This is a genomic window from Caballeronia sordidicola (genome assembly GCF_001544455.2).
GTDB classification, from domain to species: Bacteria; Pseudomonadota; Gammaproteobacteria; order Burkholderiales; family Burkholderiaceae; genus Caballeronia; species Caballeronia sordidicola.
Genome location: NZ_FCOC02000001.1, coordinates 164,151 through 177,767, shown reverse-complemented (window position 1 = coordinate 177,767; position 13,617 = coordinate 164,151). Strand labels below are relative to the sequence as shown.

Annotated in this window: 16 protein-coding genes; 9 read left to right on the top strand and 7 right to left on the bottom strand. The window is 61.0% G+C overall.

The features are described 5' to 3' along the window. Nucleotides 1-44 precede the first annotated feature (44 nt). On the bottom strand, nt 45-677 hold the full coding sequence (locus tag AWB64_RS00710) for a glutathione S-transferase family protein (protein ID WP_060816716.1): 633 nt from the start codon (nt 675-677) through the stop codon (nt 45-47). A gap of 218 nt (nt 678-895) precedes the next feature. Here AWB64_RS00710 and AWB64_RS00705 point away from each other — a divergent pair, with 218 nt between their 5' ends. Together AWB64_RS00705 and AWB64_RS00700 are read left to right on the top strand one after the other, a co-directional pair. Beyond that, the gene (locus AWB64_RS00705; protein ID WP_060816715.1) at nt 896-2,008 is read left to right on the top strand and encodes an alkene reductase; all 1,113 of its coding nucleotides are present in this window, start codon (nt 896-898) and stop codon (nt 2,006-2,008) included. A gap of 130 nt (nt 2,009-2,138) precedes the next feature. Next, entirely contained in the window at nt 2,139-3,077 is a 939-nt protein-coding gene (locus tag AWB64_RS00700) for a LysR family transcriptional regulator (RefSeq protein ID WP_060816714.1), read from the top strand. Here the strand turns inward: AWB64_RS00700 and AWB64_RS00695 are convergent. The 4 genes from AWB64_RS00695 to AWB64_RS00680 form a co-directional block, all read right to left on the bottom strand. Beyond that, nucleotides 3,054-3,779 carry an SDR family oxidoreductase gene (locus AWB64_RS00695; protein ID WP_060816713.1) on the bottom strand — a complete coding sequence of 242 codons (726 nt, stop codon included), beginning with the start codon at nt 3,777-3,779 and terminating at the stop codon, nt 3,054-3,056. The two genes, AWB64_RS00700 and AWB64_RS00695, sit on opposite strands and share 24 nt — an antisense overlap. A gap of 65 nt (nt 3,780-3,844) precedes the next feature. Continuing rightward, nucleotides 3,845-4,516: a peroxiredoxin-like family protein gene (locus AWB64_RS00690; RefSeq protein WP_060816712.1), complete on the bottom strand. Its 672-nt coding sequence runs from the start codon at nt 4,514-4,516 to the stop codon at nt 3,845-3,847. 77 nt (nt 4,517-4,593) lie between these two features. Then, on the bottom strand, nt 4,594-5,106 hold the full coding sequence (locus tag AWB64_RS00685) for a carboxymuconolactone decarboxylase family protein (RefSeq protein ID WP_244163899.1): 513 nt from the start codon (nt 5,104-5,106) through the stop codon (nt 4,594-4,596). Nucleotides 5,107-5,491: 385 nt separating this feature from the next. Continuing rightward, entirely contained in the window at nt 5,492-6,091 is a 600-nt protein-coding gene (locus AWB64_RS00680; protein WP_060816711.1) for a TetR/AcrR family transcriptional regulator, read from the bottom strand. A gap of 155 nt (nt 6,092-6,246) precedes the next feature. Here AWB64_RS00680 and AWB64_RS00675 point away from each other — a divergent pair, with 155 nt between their 5' ends. The 5 genes from AWB64_RS00675 to AWB64_RS31450 all read left to right on the top strand — a co-directional run bounded on the left by AWB64_RS00675 (nt 6,247) and on the right by AWB64_RS31450 (nt 9,610). Beyond that, complete coding sequence (locus AWB64_RS00675) at nt 6,247-6,900, top strand: peroxiredoxin-like family protein (RefSeq protein ID WP_060816710.1); 654 nt, start codon at nt 6,247-6,249, stop codon at nt 6,898-6,900. Between the two features lie 134 nt (nt 6,901-7,034). Beyond that, the gene (locus tag AWB64_RS00670) at nt 7,035-7,832 is read left to right on the top strand and encodes a DMT family transporter (protein ID WP_060816709.1); all 798 of its coding nucleotides are present in this window, start codon (nt 7,035-7,037) and stop codon (nt 7,830-7,832) included. A gap of 10 nt (nt 7,833-7,842) precedes the next feature. After that, on the top strand, nt 7,843-8,547 hold the full coding sequence (locus AWB64_RS00665) for a glutathione S-transferase family protein (RefSeq protein WP_060816708.1): 705 nt from the start codon (nt 7,843-7,845) through the stop codon (nt 8,545-8,547). A gap of 29 nt (nt 8,548-8,576) precedes the next feature. Continuing rightward, entirely contained in the window at nt 8,577-9,455 is an 879-nt protein-coding gene (gene yghU / locus AWB64_RS00660) for a glutathione-dependent disulfide-bond oxidoreductase (protein ID WP_060816707.1), read from the top strand. After that, nucleotides 9,452-9,610, top strand: coding sequence for a hypothetical protein (locus tag AWB64_RS31450; protein WP_157766561.1), 159 nt, complete (start codon nt 9,452-9,454; stop codon nt 9,608-9,610). Before yghU ends, AWB64_RS31450 begins: the two co-directional genes overlap by 4 nt. Nucleotides 9,611-10,250: 640 nt before the next feature. On the opposite strand, the gene AWB64_RS00650 is transcribed toward AWB64_RS31450, so the two are convergent. Both AWB64_RS00650 and AWB64_RS31445 read right to left on the bottom strand, forming a co-directional pair. Continuing rightward, on the bottom strand, nt 10,251-10,448 hold the full coding sequence (locus AWB64_RS00650) for a hypothetical protein (protein ID WP_060816705.1): 198 nt from the start codon (nt 10,446-10,448) through the stop codon (nt 10,251-10,253). A gap of 345 nt (nt 10,449-10,793) precedes the next feature. After that, on the bottom strand, nt 10,794-11,114 hold the full coding sequence (locus AWB64_RS31445) for a hypothetical protein (protein WP_157766560.1): 321 nt from the start codon (nt 11,112-11,114) through the stop codon (nt 10,794-10,796). Nucleotides 11,115-11,361: 247 nt separating this feature from the next. Between AWB64_RS31445 and AWB64_RS00645 the strand changes: the two genes are divergently transcribed. Both AWB64_RS00645 and AWB64_RS00640 read left to right on the top strand, forming a co-directional pair. Then, nucleotides 11,362-11,784, top strand: a complete 423-nt coding sequence (locus AWB64_RS00645) for a MarR family winged helix-turn-helix transcriptional regulator (protein ID WP_060816704.1) — start codon at nt 11,362-11,364, stop codon at nt 11,782-11,784. A 106-nt stretch (nt 11,785-11,890) separates the two neighbouring features. Further along, nucleotides 11,891-13,249: a chloride channel protein gene (locus tag AWB64_RS00640; protein ID WP_060816703.1), complete on the top strand. Its 1,359-nt coding sequence runs from the start codon at nt 11,891-11,893 to the stop codon at nt 13,247-13,249. Nucleotides 13,250-13,617 lie beyond the last annotated feature (368 nt).

The following is a 13,617-nucleotide window of genomic DNA, read 5'->3' as shown; positions in this document are numbered from 1 at the left end:
TTTTTAGCGGTGCTCGCGCAACGCATCTAGCGGGCGAGCCGCTGTCAGCTTGCCGCTGCGGCGAGCGCCTCTGCCCGCGCAATAGCCGTCTTCACGGCAGGACGCTGGCTGATGCTATCGTACCAACGCTCCACGTTCGGCGTGCCGGTCAATTCTAGGTCGGGAAACGCGCGCCGCCAGATCCAGCCGAAGTGGGCGATGTCCGCGATCGAGTAATCGTCACCTGCGACGAATTTTCGTTGCGCAAGCGCGCGGTCGAGCAGCCCTAGCTGCCGCTGTGCCTCGTTGCCGAAGCGCTCAATTGCATGGGCGGAGCTTCCTGCGGGGGCCATCTTGCGGAAGTAGCCGGCCTGCCCGAATGCGGGGCTTAGCCCCGAAGCATGAATGAAGAGTTGCTCGAATGTGCGCGCCCGCGCGAGCGGTTCGGTCGGCAGCAGCTTGCCGTGTCGTTCCGCCAGATGAACGAGAATGGCAGCCGACTCAGTCAGTACGAAGGTCCGATGCGTATCGGTGAGCACCGGCACCTTGCCGTTCGGGTTGAGCGCCAGAAAGTCGTCGCGCTTCTGCTCACCCTTTTTCACGTTGACGGCGTGCAGTTCGTAGTCGAGGCCGAGTTCTTCCAGCGCAATGGGTACCTTGACGCTGTTCGGCGTTGCAAAGGCAAAGACGTGATACATGGCAAAAATTCCTGTCGAATGGTGCGATGAAGAAGGACGGAACTTTGCCTTGCCGGTACCGGCGACAGAAGCGCGGTGCAGGTCATAAATGTTATTCCGTTGGGGAATGGCCGGGCTGTATTCCGCGACGGAATGGGTGTTATCGCTCGGAGATGACTTCTGTCGGCAGCGTGCGGCGTCGATGATGACGCTTTACCACCGCACTACGCCGCCTACACATGAATACCCTCTTCTCTCCAGTTCGCGTTGGTCCGTATTCGCTTTCTCACCGTGTCGTGCTCGCACCGCTCACACGGATGCGCACCGAAGCGGATAACGTGCCGGGCGACCTGATGGTCGAGTACTACGCACAGCGGGCAAGTGCCGGCGCGCTGCTGGTGACGGACGCGACGACGGTATCGCCGCTCGGCATCGCCTATGTCGGCGCGCCCGGAATCTACACCGATGCGCACGCGCGCGGATGGCGGCGCGTGACCGACGCCGTGCATGCGAGAGGCGCTCGCGTATTCGTGCAGCTCTGGCATGCGGGCCGGCAGGCGCACCCGGCCAATATCGGCGGCGCAGTGCCGGTTGCACCGTCTGCAATCCAGGCGGGCGAACATGCGGCGATTCGCGATGCAGCGGGCAATATCGTCGAAGTCGAACAGGTGATGCCGCGCGCGCTGGACACTGCGGAAATCGCGGGCGTCGTCGACGAGTTCCGGCGTGCTGCGAGGCTGGCGATGGAAGCCGGTTTCGATGGTGTCGAGCTCCATGCGGCCAACGGCTATCTGCTCGACCAGTTCCTGCTCGACGGCTCGAACCGTCGTACGGACGAATACGGCGGGTCGATCGAAAACCGTGCGCGTTTTCTGTTCGAGGTGCTCGACGCTGTGGTGTCGGTCTGGGGCGCCGACTGCGTTGCAATACGCGTGTCGCCCAGCGGCACTTACGGCACGATGTCCGACAGCGATCCGCACGCCACCTTCGGCTACGTCAGCCGCCGGATCGACGGTTACGGCCTCGCGTATCTTCACGTGATCGAACCGCGGGTTCGCGGCAACGAGGATACGGAGGCCACCGCATCCGCCGTTTCGACCGCCGATATCCGCCGTGTGTACACTGGCACGATTGTCGCGGCCGGCGGATTTACTGCGGACAGCGCACGACAGGTGATTGACGCAGGCGTCGCCGATCTCGTCGCGTTCGGGCGCCTGTTCATCTCGAACCCCGACTTGCCGCACCGGTTGCGCATGGGCGTACCTCTGAATCGCTACGACCGGACGACGTTCTACGGTGGCGACGCGCGCGGCTATACCGACTATGGCTTCTACCAACCTGAAACGGCCTGATTGCAACCGGTTCGCCCGATTGCCAGGGGCTCTTGAACGCCTGCCGTACCGTGCACGATTGCCGGTACGGCTGTTTGTCTTTCGCGTCGTCAGGCCACCCGTTGAACAACATAACCAAGCAGGGGGTTGCATGGACCGGATGGCAGCAATGGAAACGTTCGTCGCGGTAGTCGAGGCGGGATCGTTCTCGGCCGCTGCGCGGCGCCTGGCACTGGGGCAACCCGCAGTGTCGAAATCAGTCGCGCAGCTTGAAGAGCATCTGGGCGCGCGTCTGCTGCTGCGTTCGACGCGTGGTCTGACGCCGACGGACGCCGGGCAGCGCTTTTACGAACATGCGCGCCGCGCGATCGAGGAGGCAGACCATGCGGACCAGGCCGTGCATGAATCGTCCGCGGGTTTGTCGGGCCGTCTGCGCATCAGCGCTGCAGTGACGTTTTCTCGGCTGCACGTGCTGCCCGCGCTCAAGGTTTTTCTCGACCGCCACCCGAACCTCGAACTCGACGTCATCCTCGACGACCGCTCGATCGACCTTCTTGAGGAGGGCGTGGACGTCGCGCTGAGAATGGGCTCCCTCGATGATTCATCGATGATTGCACGCCGTATCTCGCAGAGCCGCCGTCTCGTGGTTGGTACGCCGGATTATTTCGCGCAGGTGGGCGTGCCCGGCACGCCGGCCGAACTGAGCCGTCATCAGGCGATCGTCTACTCGCTGCGCGGCGGCGGGGAATCGTGGGCGTTCAGCCAGAACAGCACCGAAGTCGCCGTCGTGGTGTCCGGTCGTGTGCGCGTGAGCGCTGCCGAAGGTATGCGCACAGCCGTGCTCGGCCACCTGGGTCTGGCCATTGCCTCGGAATGGATGTTCTCGCCGGAACTCGCCGACGGCACAGTACGAGCCGTGCTCACGGACTGGACCTTGCCGCCCGTCGATCTGTGGGCGGTCTTTCCGGCCGGCCGCATGCCGACGTCGAAGGCGCGCGCGTTCGTTGCCTTCGTCGAGGAAGTATTGGGGGGCGCCACGGCGGTCGCCGCGGCGCCGGGGCCGGCTTCAGAAGCCCAGCTTGCCGATTGATGCGCCCCCGTCCACGTAGAGCGTTTGGCCGGTCATGAAGGCTGCATCGTCCGACAGCAAGAACGCGATGGTCGCGGCGATTTCGTCGGGCTTGCCGAAGCGGCCCATCGGCACGACGGACAAGTAGCGCCGTTCGCCTTCGCTGCCGGGACGGTTGTTCGCGCGGAACAGTTCGGTCTCGGTCGGTCCCGGGGCCACGGCGTTGACCGTGATGCCGGTATCCGCGAGTTCCAGCGCCCACGAGCGCGCGAAGCTGACGAGCGCCGCCTTCGCTGCGGCATAAGCAGTGCGCTCGGTCATGCCGAGAATCGTCAGGCTCGAGATGTTGACGACGCGGCCCCAACTGCGCGAACGCATGCCGGGCAGCAACGCCTGCACGGTCTGCACAGCCGGATGCAGATTGACCGCGAGCACGTCGTCCAGCGAACCGAGATCGACATGGCCGATGCGCTGCGGCTTCACGAGACCGACGTTGTTCACGACGCCGTCGAAGGCGAAACGGCGCGTCAGATCCTGCAATACGGCATCTGTTGCCGCGCGGTCGCCGAGATCGACGGTCACGAGTTCGCCGGGGAAGTCGGCTTCGCTGCGTGCGAGACCGACGACCCGGTGACCGGCGCTCGCGAGCCGCTTGCCGAGTGCGAGGCCAATGCCTTTGGTCGCGCCGGTGATCAGGAAGGTACGCTGGGTGGGTTGAGTCATCTGTGGAATCTCAAAAGAAAATCACCGCCCGGTGTGTCACTTCGGGCGGTGCAAGGAAGGGGGCGTCAGGCGCGGCCTGCGGCTTTTTCAATCACCGGGATCAGGTCGGCCGGCTCGGGGCGGTGCGTGTAGTCCGGGTTGATCTCCGAGTACAGCACGATACCGTCCTGTCCGATCACGTAGCGTGCCGGCATCGGCAGCGTCCACGACGGGTCGTTGTTGAACGCGGGCAGGTCGTTCTTCAGCTTCTGGTAGAGCGCGACCAGATAATCGGGCAGCGCGAAGCGCAGGCCGAACGCCGCGCCGGTTTTACCCTGTTCGTCGCTCAATAGCGGAAAGTCGAGGCGGTTGTCGCGCACCGACTTGCGGCTGTTGACCGGCGTCTGCGGCGAGATCGCGACGGCGTTCGCGCCCAGCGCCCGGATCTGCGGCAACACCTCGTTCAGCGCCTGCAATTCGATGTTGCAGTACGGACACCACACGCCGCGATAAAACGTGATGACGAGCGGTCCTTGCGCGAGCAGGTCTGCGGACGATACCGGATGGCCGTTCTGATCGTTCAGGCTGAACGGCGGCGCGCGATCGCCGGCCTTGATCGCGCGGGCCGCCTGGCCGCTCGCGATCAGCTCGGCCGTGGCGCGCTCCATGACCGGATGGATTTCTGGCGGCGCGTTGTACGGCGGCTTGCCGCCCTTGAAGTCGGCCTTGAATGCATCGAGTTTTTGTTGCAGGGACATGATGGTTCTCCGTCGTTCGATGCCGTTATGCCGAAACAGTCTGTGGCTTCGTCCACTCGTTGCCGTGCATGAACGCGTCATACGGTGTGTGCACGATGTGTCGTGTAGTTGCTCATGACCTTGGTCGCGACGCCCAAAATTACTTCAAGCACGTTGCGTCGCGTGTAGCCGGCGGCGAGGAACGCATCGACGTCCGCGTCCGGCACGAATCCGCGCTCGCGGACAACGAGCGTCGTGAAGCGATGCAGCGCTTCAAGTTTTTCATCCGGCAGCGGCGTGCCGGCGCGCAGTGCGGCAATCACGCCTTCGTCCATGTGGATCATCTTCGCGAGCGTGCTGTGGCCCGCCATGCAGTAATGGCAGTCGTTCTCGAAGTTCGAGGTGAGATAGACGACCTGCTGTTCGTGCGGCGTCAGCGTGCTTTTTGAAAACAGGTCCCAAAGCGCCGAGTAGCCGGCCAGTAGCTCCGGCGCTTCAGCCATGTACGACTGCAGGTTCGGCACGAAGCCGAACGCCTTTTTCGTGCCTTCAAGAAGGGCTTTGGACGCTTCGGGCGCGTCGTCAATTGTGTGTTTCGGGAAGGTGCTCATCGCGGTCAAGAAGTTGAGTTGCGGTGAGCAGATGATCGGCCGCTGTGCGCCTTTGGAGAAGATCGCCAGCGGCAATAACAGCCATTACCGTATGGAATGGCCGCCGGACCAGAGGCGGGCAGTCGCAAGACGCGTGCAAACAAGAGACCGAGCTCGCTGAGTCGAACTATCCGGTCTAGGAAGTCTCGCAGTAGAAATAAGGCTTCCGGGAGGCCTGTAGTGTGAACGAAACGCATGCCTCTACGGACGGTATCCGCCGAAGGTGCGAAGGTCCAACGCGCCTGGAGCGGCATGTTTCCTGACGAGACAGACCATTGAACAGCGAATCGCCGATCGCTGACGATGTTTTTTGATCGTGCTAATCGGAGACGCTCACCGTCAGTCATCAGACGGGATCGTCGCGCAACGGCGCAAGCTGGGCAAGTGCTGGCGCGACCACCCCTTCGAGTAGCGCCTTTTCCGCACGAACGCGGGCGAGGACACGGACACCCATCAGAACACCAACGAGATGCCGAGCGAGAACTTCGGCCGGCAGTGACTGCGCGATGGTTCCGTCTGCCTGACCGGTTCTGATACATCCGAGAAAGAAACTCTCGATACTGGAAAGAACGCTCGCAATGATCTGCTGGAATTCAGCGTCGTGGGGCGCCATCTCCAGGGCCGAGTTCACGAGCATGCAGCCCTTGTGCTGACGGTCATTCAGTGAGCGGCGCAGGATTTCATCGAAAAATGCCTGAATTGCCTCGAAGGGAGGGAGCGCTTCGCAGCGGCGCAGGCGGTTCCCTATGCTTTCGCTCACGTAGCGATCGAGCGATGCCCGGAACAGGCCGCGCTTGTCCCCGTACGCGTTGTAAAGGCTGGCTGCAGTGAGGCCCGTTTTTTCGGTGAGATCTTTCACCGACGTTGCCTCATAGCCGAACCTCCAGAAGCACTGGGCCGCCGCGTCCAGCACCGCCGCTTCGTCAAACTCCCTGGGTCTTGCCATTCTCTTTCACCTGTCCGGTCGTCGGGCAACGCACTTGCCAGTTTCGCTGTAATCAGCGATTATAGAATGAATGTTCTAAAACAGAAAGGCGTGACGCGAGTTCAACCACCGACATATCAGGTTCGTGAAAAGTCTGGGCGAAAGAGGAGGGAAGCATGGGACTACAGGAGCAACTGGACACGTTCAGGGCCGAGTTTGCGCGCACGGCGCCGTCGGGGCGTGACGCGCTCTATGAGGCGAGGATCGAGGCGCTGCGTGCAGGTTTTGCGCTGGAGAAAGCGGTGGGAACCGGGGACGAGGCACCGGACTTCTCATTGCCGGATGTACGAGGCAATCCGGTCTCGCTGCCTGAGCTGTTGCAGTACGGTCCCGTCGTCTTGACGTTTTACCGTGGCGGATGGTGCCCCTACTGCAATATCCAGTTGCGCGCCTACCAGACAATCCTTCCTGAGATCGGTGCGCTGGGTGCCAGGCTGGTTGCCGTCTCGCCGCAGCTTCCCGACGGTTCGCTCACCACTGCGGAGACAAACGCACTAACCTTCGACGCGCTGAGCGATGCCGGCAATTCCGTTGCGCGCCGCTTCGGGCTCGTGTATGCGCTGCCCGACGACCTTCGCGAGGCACTTCGCTCGAACAACAAGGCATTACCCACGATCAACGGCGATGGCAGCTGGGAGCTGCCGGTTCCCGCCACGGACGTGATTGCTTCCGATGGACATATTGCGCTTGCCAGTATCAAGGTCGATTACCGGAAGCGGCTTGAACCGGATGCGATCCTCGCTGCCCTGACATCGCTTCGGCCGGTCTGACCGATGGCAAGCGGCAAGGTATCGGTCACGGCCACCGTTGATTCCAAGCGGGCGCAGCAAGGCACCCCGCGCGTACGCCCGGTGGGGTTCGCCTGGGCAGCGCTCACGGTCATGATCTTCTCGGCTGGTTCGTCGTGACGCGGTTCGGTGTAACCCGCGAGCTTCGTATCTGGGACATTGCCGCGCTCCGGTTCGGTATCGGCGCGATTCTTCTTACCCCTGCCGTCGTGCGCCGGGGTTCGCGCCTGCCTGCCGCTGCCTGGGGCGAAGGACTGATATTTGCAGTGCTCTGGGGCGTGCCTTTCGTGCTGCTCGTCGCGCTCGGGCTGAAGCTGACTTCGGCGGCTCAGGCCGCATCCGTAGCACCGACGTTGATGCCGGTTTTCGCCGGCGTGTTCGTGTGGGGTTTCCTGCGGGAGCGGCAGGGCAGGTTACGCTGGCTCGGCTACGCGACGATCGTCACTGGCCTTGTCTGCCAAGCGGGTGCTGGCGCGGCAGCCCACGGTGCACCAGACCCCTGGGGCATTGCCGCGCTGGGCGCGGCTGCCGCCATGTGGGCCATCTATACGCTGCTGTTTCGCCGCAGCGGGCTGACACCTATCCAGTCGGCTGCGCTGATCTGCATCTGGTCGACGGCACTCTATCTTCCGGCCTATCTGTTTCTCGGGCTCGGCAGGTTTAGCGTTGCCTCGGCAGGGGAGATCGCCCTGCAGGCGCTCTATCAGGGCGTGCTGATGAGCGGCGTCGCGTTGATCACCTATAACCGCGCCGTCTCGCTGCTCGGTTCTTCGGCTGCGACCGCTGTCATTGCGCTGCTTCCTGCTGTCGCCTCGATCCTCGCCATACCCATTCTCGGTGCGCTGCTCGCTTCCAGGCCCGCGCCCGCAGGCCGATCGTCAACCCGCCGTGCATCCACCCGTCCACAAACCTGAGGATATCGCCATGATCCGTTTTTATTTCCACCCGACGCCGAACCCGGCCAAGATCGCTCTGTTTCTGGAGGAGACGGGCCTGCCCTTTGAGGCGATCCCCGTCGATACGAGCAAGGGCGAACAGCACACCCCGCAATTCCGCGCGATCAACCCCAACGGCAAGGTGCCCGCCATCGTCGATACGGAAGGACCGGGCGGCAAGGAAGCGCGTGTCTTCGACTCCACTGCGATCCTCCTCTATCTGGCGGAAAAGACCGGCAAGCTGCTCGGTTCCCCTCAGGACAAGCCTGAGCTGCTTTCGTGGCTCCTTTTCCTCGCCTCCGGTCTCGGCCCATTCTCAGGCCAGGCCGTGCACTTCCAGTTCGCCGCGCCCGAGGGACTCGACTATGCGGTGAACCGCTATCGGCGAGAGGCAGAGCGCCACTACCAGGTTCTGAACGACCATCTGGAAGGGCAGACGTATATCGTCGGTGAAACGTATTCGATCGCGGATATTTCGGCCTGGGGATGGCTCGATCGCGCCTCGCGCGTGCTTAAAGGTGCTGACGATCCGCTGGCAGCGTTTCCGAATCTCAGGCGTCTGTTCGAAACGGTCGATGCACGTCCTGCGGTGGCCCGCGCCAGAGCAGTCGGCAAGGATCACGCATTCAAGAGGGTCAACGACGAGGAGACGCGGCGCGCGCTCTTCCCGTCCAACTTTCCTCCGGCGGCCTGAGCCGACGCTGAGCAGCGATGGAGAACAGCATGGCAGATTCCCGCGACTGCATTCCCCCGAAAGTCTGGACCCGGAACAAGCCTAGCGGCGGCACCTTCGCGAACATCAACCGGCCGGTCGCCGGGCCGACACATGAGAAAGTGCTGCCGGTCGGTCGCCATCCGCTGCAGCTCTATTCGCTGGGCACACCCAATGGCGTGAAGGTCACGATCATGCTGGAGGAACTGCTCGCGGCCGGATTTGCCGGCGCCGAGTATGACGCGTGGCTGATCCGGATAGGCGAGGGCGAGCAGTTCGGCAGCGGCTTCGTGGACATCAATCCGAACTCGACGATTCCCGCGCTGCTGGACCGCAGCGGGCCGAAGCCGGTCCGCGTGTTCGAATCGGGCTCGATCCTGCTGTATCTGGCTGAGAAGTTCGAAGCGTTTCTTCCGGAAGACGTCGAGACCCGCACCGAAACGCTGAACTGGCTGTTCTGGCAGATGGGCAGCGCGCCATACCTGGGCGGTGGTTTCGGCCACTTCTACGCTTACGCGCCCACGAAGATCGAATACGCGATCGACCGTTTCGCGATGGAGGTGAAGCGCCAGCTTGACGTGCTCGACCGACGCCTCGCCGCCAACGAGTATCTCGCCGGTGACGATTACACCATTGCCGACATGGCGGTGTTTCCCTGGTATGGCGGCCTGGTTAAAGGCTGGCAATACGGCGCGGCGGAATTCCTGTCCGTGCAAGACTACACGAACGTTCAACGCTGGGCCGACATGCTCCTCGCGCGGCCGGCCGTGAGGCGCGGCCGCATGGTCAACAGGACGAGCGGCGAGTTGTTCGGGCAGCTTCGGGAGCGCCATGACGCGCGAGATTTCGAGACCGCGACGCAGGACAGGATGGAAGGGGTGCAACCATGAAGGTCGAAGGCAAACATTTCCTGAGCACGGCCGGCTCAAGCGGCATCGGGCTTGCACTTGCGCATGCGCCGCTTGCGAAAGGCGCGAAAATTGTTGCGCAGGGCGGCGGCCTGATGCTCTGGCAAGTGCGATACAGGAGCTTCAAAGTCTTCTAATTCCGTCGGGGAGTAGCTGCCGATGTTGCGATACACGAGGGCCGAGTGACAACGATCCAGGCAGGCCCTGGACATAGCCTGCACGCTCAGATCAAAGACTTCCAGATGTCCATTTCTGCGCGCTTACTTTCGTTCTCCGTGTGTCGCCATGGGTCAGGAGCCAGACATCGCCAATGTGCGAGACCGGGCTTCCGGGAACGCGTACGAGCATCGGATCGGCATCTCCCAAAAAGCAGGGGAGAAGGGAGATGCCCATGCCCGCACGCGCCGCTTCGAGCTGCGAGCGCATCTCTGCAAATCGGATCGGAGTGGATGCCATTGTGATCCCGCCCCCCCGGGCTCCCAGTCTGAGATGGACAGGCGGCCGTTCAACGCCAAAAACTGAGTTCTCACATGGTCTCGGCCCATAGCGCGCGGAGGTGTGTCTCATATCTTGCGATTTCCACGTCTGCCGCTAAAGCCTGTTTCACCAGATTGTCGAAGTCCAGATCAGTCATCTGTTGCTCGCGTTGCGCCGGGCTCTGGGGGGCAGCGCTCCTGCTGGCGTACCGCTCCGACAATGCCTCATACAACGTCGGCATAAATGGTTGGATACTCAGTTGTCTCGCCGGCTTTTGGATGAAATGAATGATCGTAGAATCTAACCGAGTTCGAGCTTCCTCATCTCTTCGCGGGCGCGTGCCGTGATTTCGCGAAGCGTTAGATTGTCAACATTGGTGCTCGGATCGAAGCGAATCTGAACGGTGACCGATTCTCCAGCTCCATTCTGCAGCACAGCGAATACGGTATTCGGATGTGCATTGCGATTGACGTTCACACTAACTAGCAAAAGATGCATGGTATTAATCCTTGGGTATCAGTGAGCCGCGAGTTGACATTGTTCGGTCTCGCCTTGGAGGTCTGACCTTCCGTTGCGGATGGTCAACGAAAGTCAAGATCCGCCTTCGGCGATGCTTTTGGCAAGACAGTATGTTCATCCCGCCAGTAACTGACCAACTTGTCCGTACCCGGGCGCGCGTCGCCCTTATGCGCATGCACTCAATGCTTGAGAGGATCAGGTTGAATCCCGGCCATGCCAGCATCGTTTAAGGTCCCTTGTAGCGCGTCGCCGGAATCCCCTCAAATCTTTAGACAGTCATCGTTTCAATGTCGCCCTGCGTCCCGGCGAGCAGATCGCTACTGGCTACCGTGACCTGCTGTCCCAACGAATACCAACACCGTTTCCCTGCAATCGATGGTGCTCCCGTACGTTCTGATGGTCGAAACGCGGTAGCCCGGTGAAATATGAAGGACCATAGATTATCGGGGCCAGCCCGTATTCACCTCGATTCAACACCGCATCTTCGCGGTGACGCACGTTGAATGTGGGATGCTCAAGATTGAGTTCACGGCCATCAATCTCCAACATTGCAATATGTAGTCCGCCTGGAGTTTTTGCGATGGCTGGAATCGGCACAAGTGCCGTCGACACCGTGAGTAGCAAGCAGGCGCAGCAGAGATTCATTTACCGCTCCCTAGCGCGGATACACCGTAGCAACCGGCATTAGAAAAAAAGCGAAACGTCGACGTTGGTCCCCACGCGTCGAACGCATTAGAATCTTCTTCTAGGTGGTAACACGGCCACATTGAGCAGCTGGAGGATTCGCTGCTTGTTTCACGCACGAGCCAAAACCTCGATCTGCAACCTGATGCCAGTTTAGGCACAAGATGCCATATTTTCAATCCGTATTTTTCCAATATCTGGAGACTGAATGAGTTCCTGCAGAGGTCTACTCGCCGCGCCGCCGGGTAAACAGGATCTGGAGGCGATGTCCGAGTTCCGTTACCAACTACGGCAATTTCTGCGGTTCTCGGAGGAGATCACTCGCGCAGAAGGTGTGACTACGCTGCAATATCAACTGCTCCTACATGTCAGAGGGTTTTCCGGCCGGCAATGGGCCAGTGTCGGCGAGCTTGCCGAACGCCTGCAGGCCGCACCGAACGGTACCGCCGCACTCGTCTCGCGCTGCGAAGCCGCAGGCCTGGTCGTTCGTGTTCCCGACGGCCTGGACCGTCGTCAGGTTCAGGTGCATCTCACGACGAAGGGCGAGCGCTGTTTGTTGAAATTGGCGACGCTGCACAAGTCGGAGATCGACTCCTTCGGCTGGATATTTCGTCCAACAAAGAAGCAGTGACATCCTCCCGCTTTTGTTGTGGCATCACCGAGCAGACCGAACCGCATGCCGGAAGATATGGCATGATATGCGCAATATCATATAGTCATGCCGTCATGGCGGTGTCATGCCCATACCAAAGTTTATTGATAAACGTGCATTACAGCGCGGGCGTCGGCTGTGGCTTCACTATGGCGTATTCTGGCTAGGGGCGATCGCGACCGGCCTTATCGCTGTTCTATACGCCCAGTTGATCGACGTCGGCTATAACGTCTTCCTAAGGTGTGAGACGCGATATTGGTGGCTCCCGCTTCCGGTTACGCCCGTCATTGGCGCGGCGAGCGTTTGGATTACCAGACGTTACTTCCCGGGGGCGGAGGGCAGCGGGATTCCTCAAGTCATTGCGACGCTTCACGGCGATGGTGCCCTCGCCGCTCAGTTACTGAGTATTAGAGTTTTAGTTGGAAAGATTGCCGTATCGTTCCTCTCAATCTTGGGCGGATTCACGATCGGCCGGGAGGGGCCGACGATCCATGTGGGCGCGGCGCTCATGTTCAACCTGCGTCGCTTCTACCCGCAACGGTTTCGGTCCATACGTGGCATCGAGCTGGAACGAAGGCTTGCGCTTGCAGGCGCCGCCGCGGGGTTGTCGGCAGCGTTCAATGCACCGCTTGCGGGAGTCGTCTTCGCGATCGAAGAGTTGACCCGAAGCTTCGAACAGCGCACGAGCGGCGTGCTGATTACCGCAATCATCTTCGCAGGCGTGGTTTCCTTGGGATTGCAGGGTAACTATACGTACTTCGGAACGATCAACATCAACGGCCACTTTCCAGATCTGCTTGCAGTTGCGGTTCTGCTGATCGGCGTGGTGTCGGGCGTTGCAGGCGGACTGTTCTGTTGGCTGCTGTTAAATACCCGGCGCTGGATGCCAGCATACCTTACCGCTTGGCGTGGCCGGCAGCCAGTTGCGTTCGGCGCCGTTTGCGGCGTGCTCATCGCGGTGATCGGCGTCGCGGCAGGTGGGCATACTTTCGGCAGTGGCTATGCTGAAGCCCGCGCGATGCTCGAGGGGCGTGCACAGCTTGGGGTCACCTATCCGCTATTGAAGATGGTGTCGATGGTCGGATCATACTTGCCGGGAGCGCCGGGCGGGCTGTTTGCACCGTCACTGGCCATCGGTGCTGGCATTGGCAACGCACTACACCTGATGTTTGGCCAAATGCAACTCCCGATGTTAATTGCGCTTGGTATGGTCGGATATCTTGCCGCAGTGACGCAAAGCCCGATTACCGCATTTGTGATCGTGATCGAGATGATCAACGGTCACTCGCTGGTGATCTCTCTGATGGCGACCGCACTAATATCAAGTCAAGTGTCAAAGCTGTTCGCGCCCGCGTTATACGAGGCTTTATCGGAGCGTTACCGCAGCGCTAAACCGGAACCCGAGATCCCGCGTCTCCCAGACTTCCAGGTGGATCCCGAATAAGTCAGAGGAGATTGCTAGCAGATCTTGCGCGAGCGAGACTCTAGCGAACTTGCGTCTTATCGCGACCGAGTTCGCAGTGGGTGGCCATATCAGCGTACCAGTAGGTGGGGCGTCATGCGATTTGTGCTGGACCGAGTTGTTTTCGTCCGACAATGTTGCTTCGAACTTGCGGCCAGTCGGGAAAATCGTCACGGCTATCGGTCACGCGCTTGGGTTCGTTTTGAGTACGCTGTGGCAGATTTTTGAGGGCCGAGCGGCACCACGCTGCGCCCAATGGTTTGCATCGACATCGTCGCGATGGATCTGGATAATCCTAAGCTTTCGGTCTGATAGCGATACTGTTAGTGATCCGGAATTAGCCAAAGTGT

Coding starts and splice junctions, on each gene's coding strand:
- AWB64_RS00710 (WP_060816716.1), bottom strand. CDS start 677: ATGTATCACGTCTTTGCCTTTGCAACGCCGAACAGCGTCAAGGTACCC.
- AWB64_RS00705 (WP_060816715.1), top strand. CDS start 896: ATGAATACCCTCTTCTCTCCAGTTCGCGTTGGTCCGTATTCGCTTTCT.
- AWB64_RS00700 (WP_060816714.1), top strand. CDS start 2,139: ATGGACCGGATGGCAGCAATGGAAACGTTCGTCGCGGTAGTCGAGGCG.
- AWB64_RS00695 (WP_060816713.1), bottom strand. CDS start 3,779: ATGACTCAACCCACCCAGCGTACCTTCCTGATCACCGGCGCGACCAAA.
- AWB64_RS00690 (WP_060816712.1), bottom strand. CDS start 4,516: ATGTCCCTGCAACAAAAACTCGATGCATTCAAGGCCGACTTCAAGGGC.
- AWB64_RS00685 (WP_244163899.1), bottom strand. CDS start 5,106: ATGAGCACCTTCCCGAAACACACAATTGACGACGCGCCCGAAGCGTCC.
- AWB64_RS00680 (WP_060816711.1), bottom strand. CDS start 6,091: ATGGCAAGACCCAGGGAGTTTGACGAAGCGGCGGTGCTGGACGCGGCG.
- AWB64_RS00675 (WP_060816710.1), top strand. CDS start 6,247: ATGGGACTACAGGAGCAACTGGACACGTTCAGGGCCGAGTTTGCGCGC.
- AWB64_RS00665 (WP_060816708.1), top strand. CDS start 7,843: ATGATCCGTTTTTATTTCCACCCGACGCCGAACCCGGCCAAGATCGCT.
- yghU (WP_060816707.1), top strand. CDS start 8,577: ATGGCAGATTCCCGCGACTGCATTCCCCCGAAAGTCTGGACCCGGAAC.
- AWB64_RS31450 (WP_157766561.1), top strand. CDS start 9,452: ATGAAGGTCGAAGGCAAACATTTCCTGAGCACGGCCGGCTCAAGCGGC.
- AWB64_RS00650 (WP_060816705.1), bottom strand. CDS start 10,448: ATGCATCTTTTGCTAGTTAGTGTGAACGTCAATCGCAATGCACATCCG.
- AWB64_RS31445 (WP_157766560.1), bottom strand. CDS start 11,114: ATGAATCTCTGCTGCGCCTGCTTGCTACTCACGGTGTCGACGGCACTT.
- AWB64_RS00645 (WP_060816704.1), top strand. CDS start 11,362: ATGAGTTCCTGCAGAGGTCTACTCGCCGCGCCGCCGGGTAAACAGGAT.
- AWB64_RS00640 (WP_060816703.1), top strand. CDS start 11,891: ATGCCCATACCAAAGTTTATTGATAAACGTGCATTACAGCGCGGGCGT.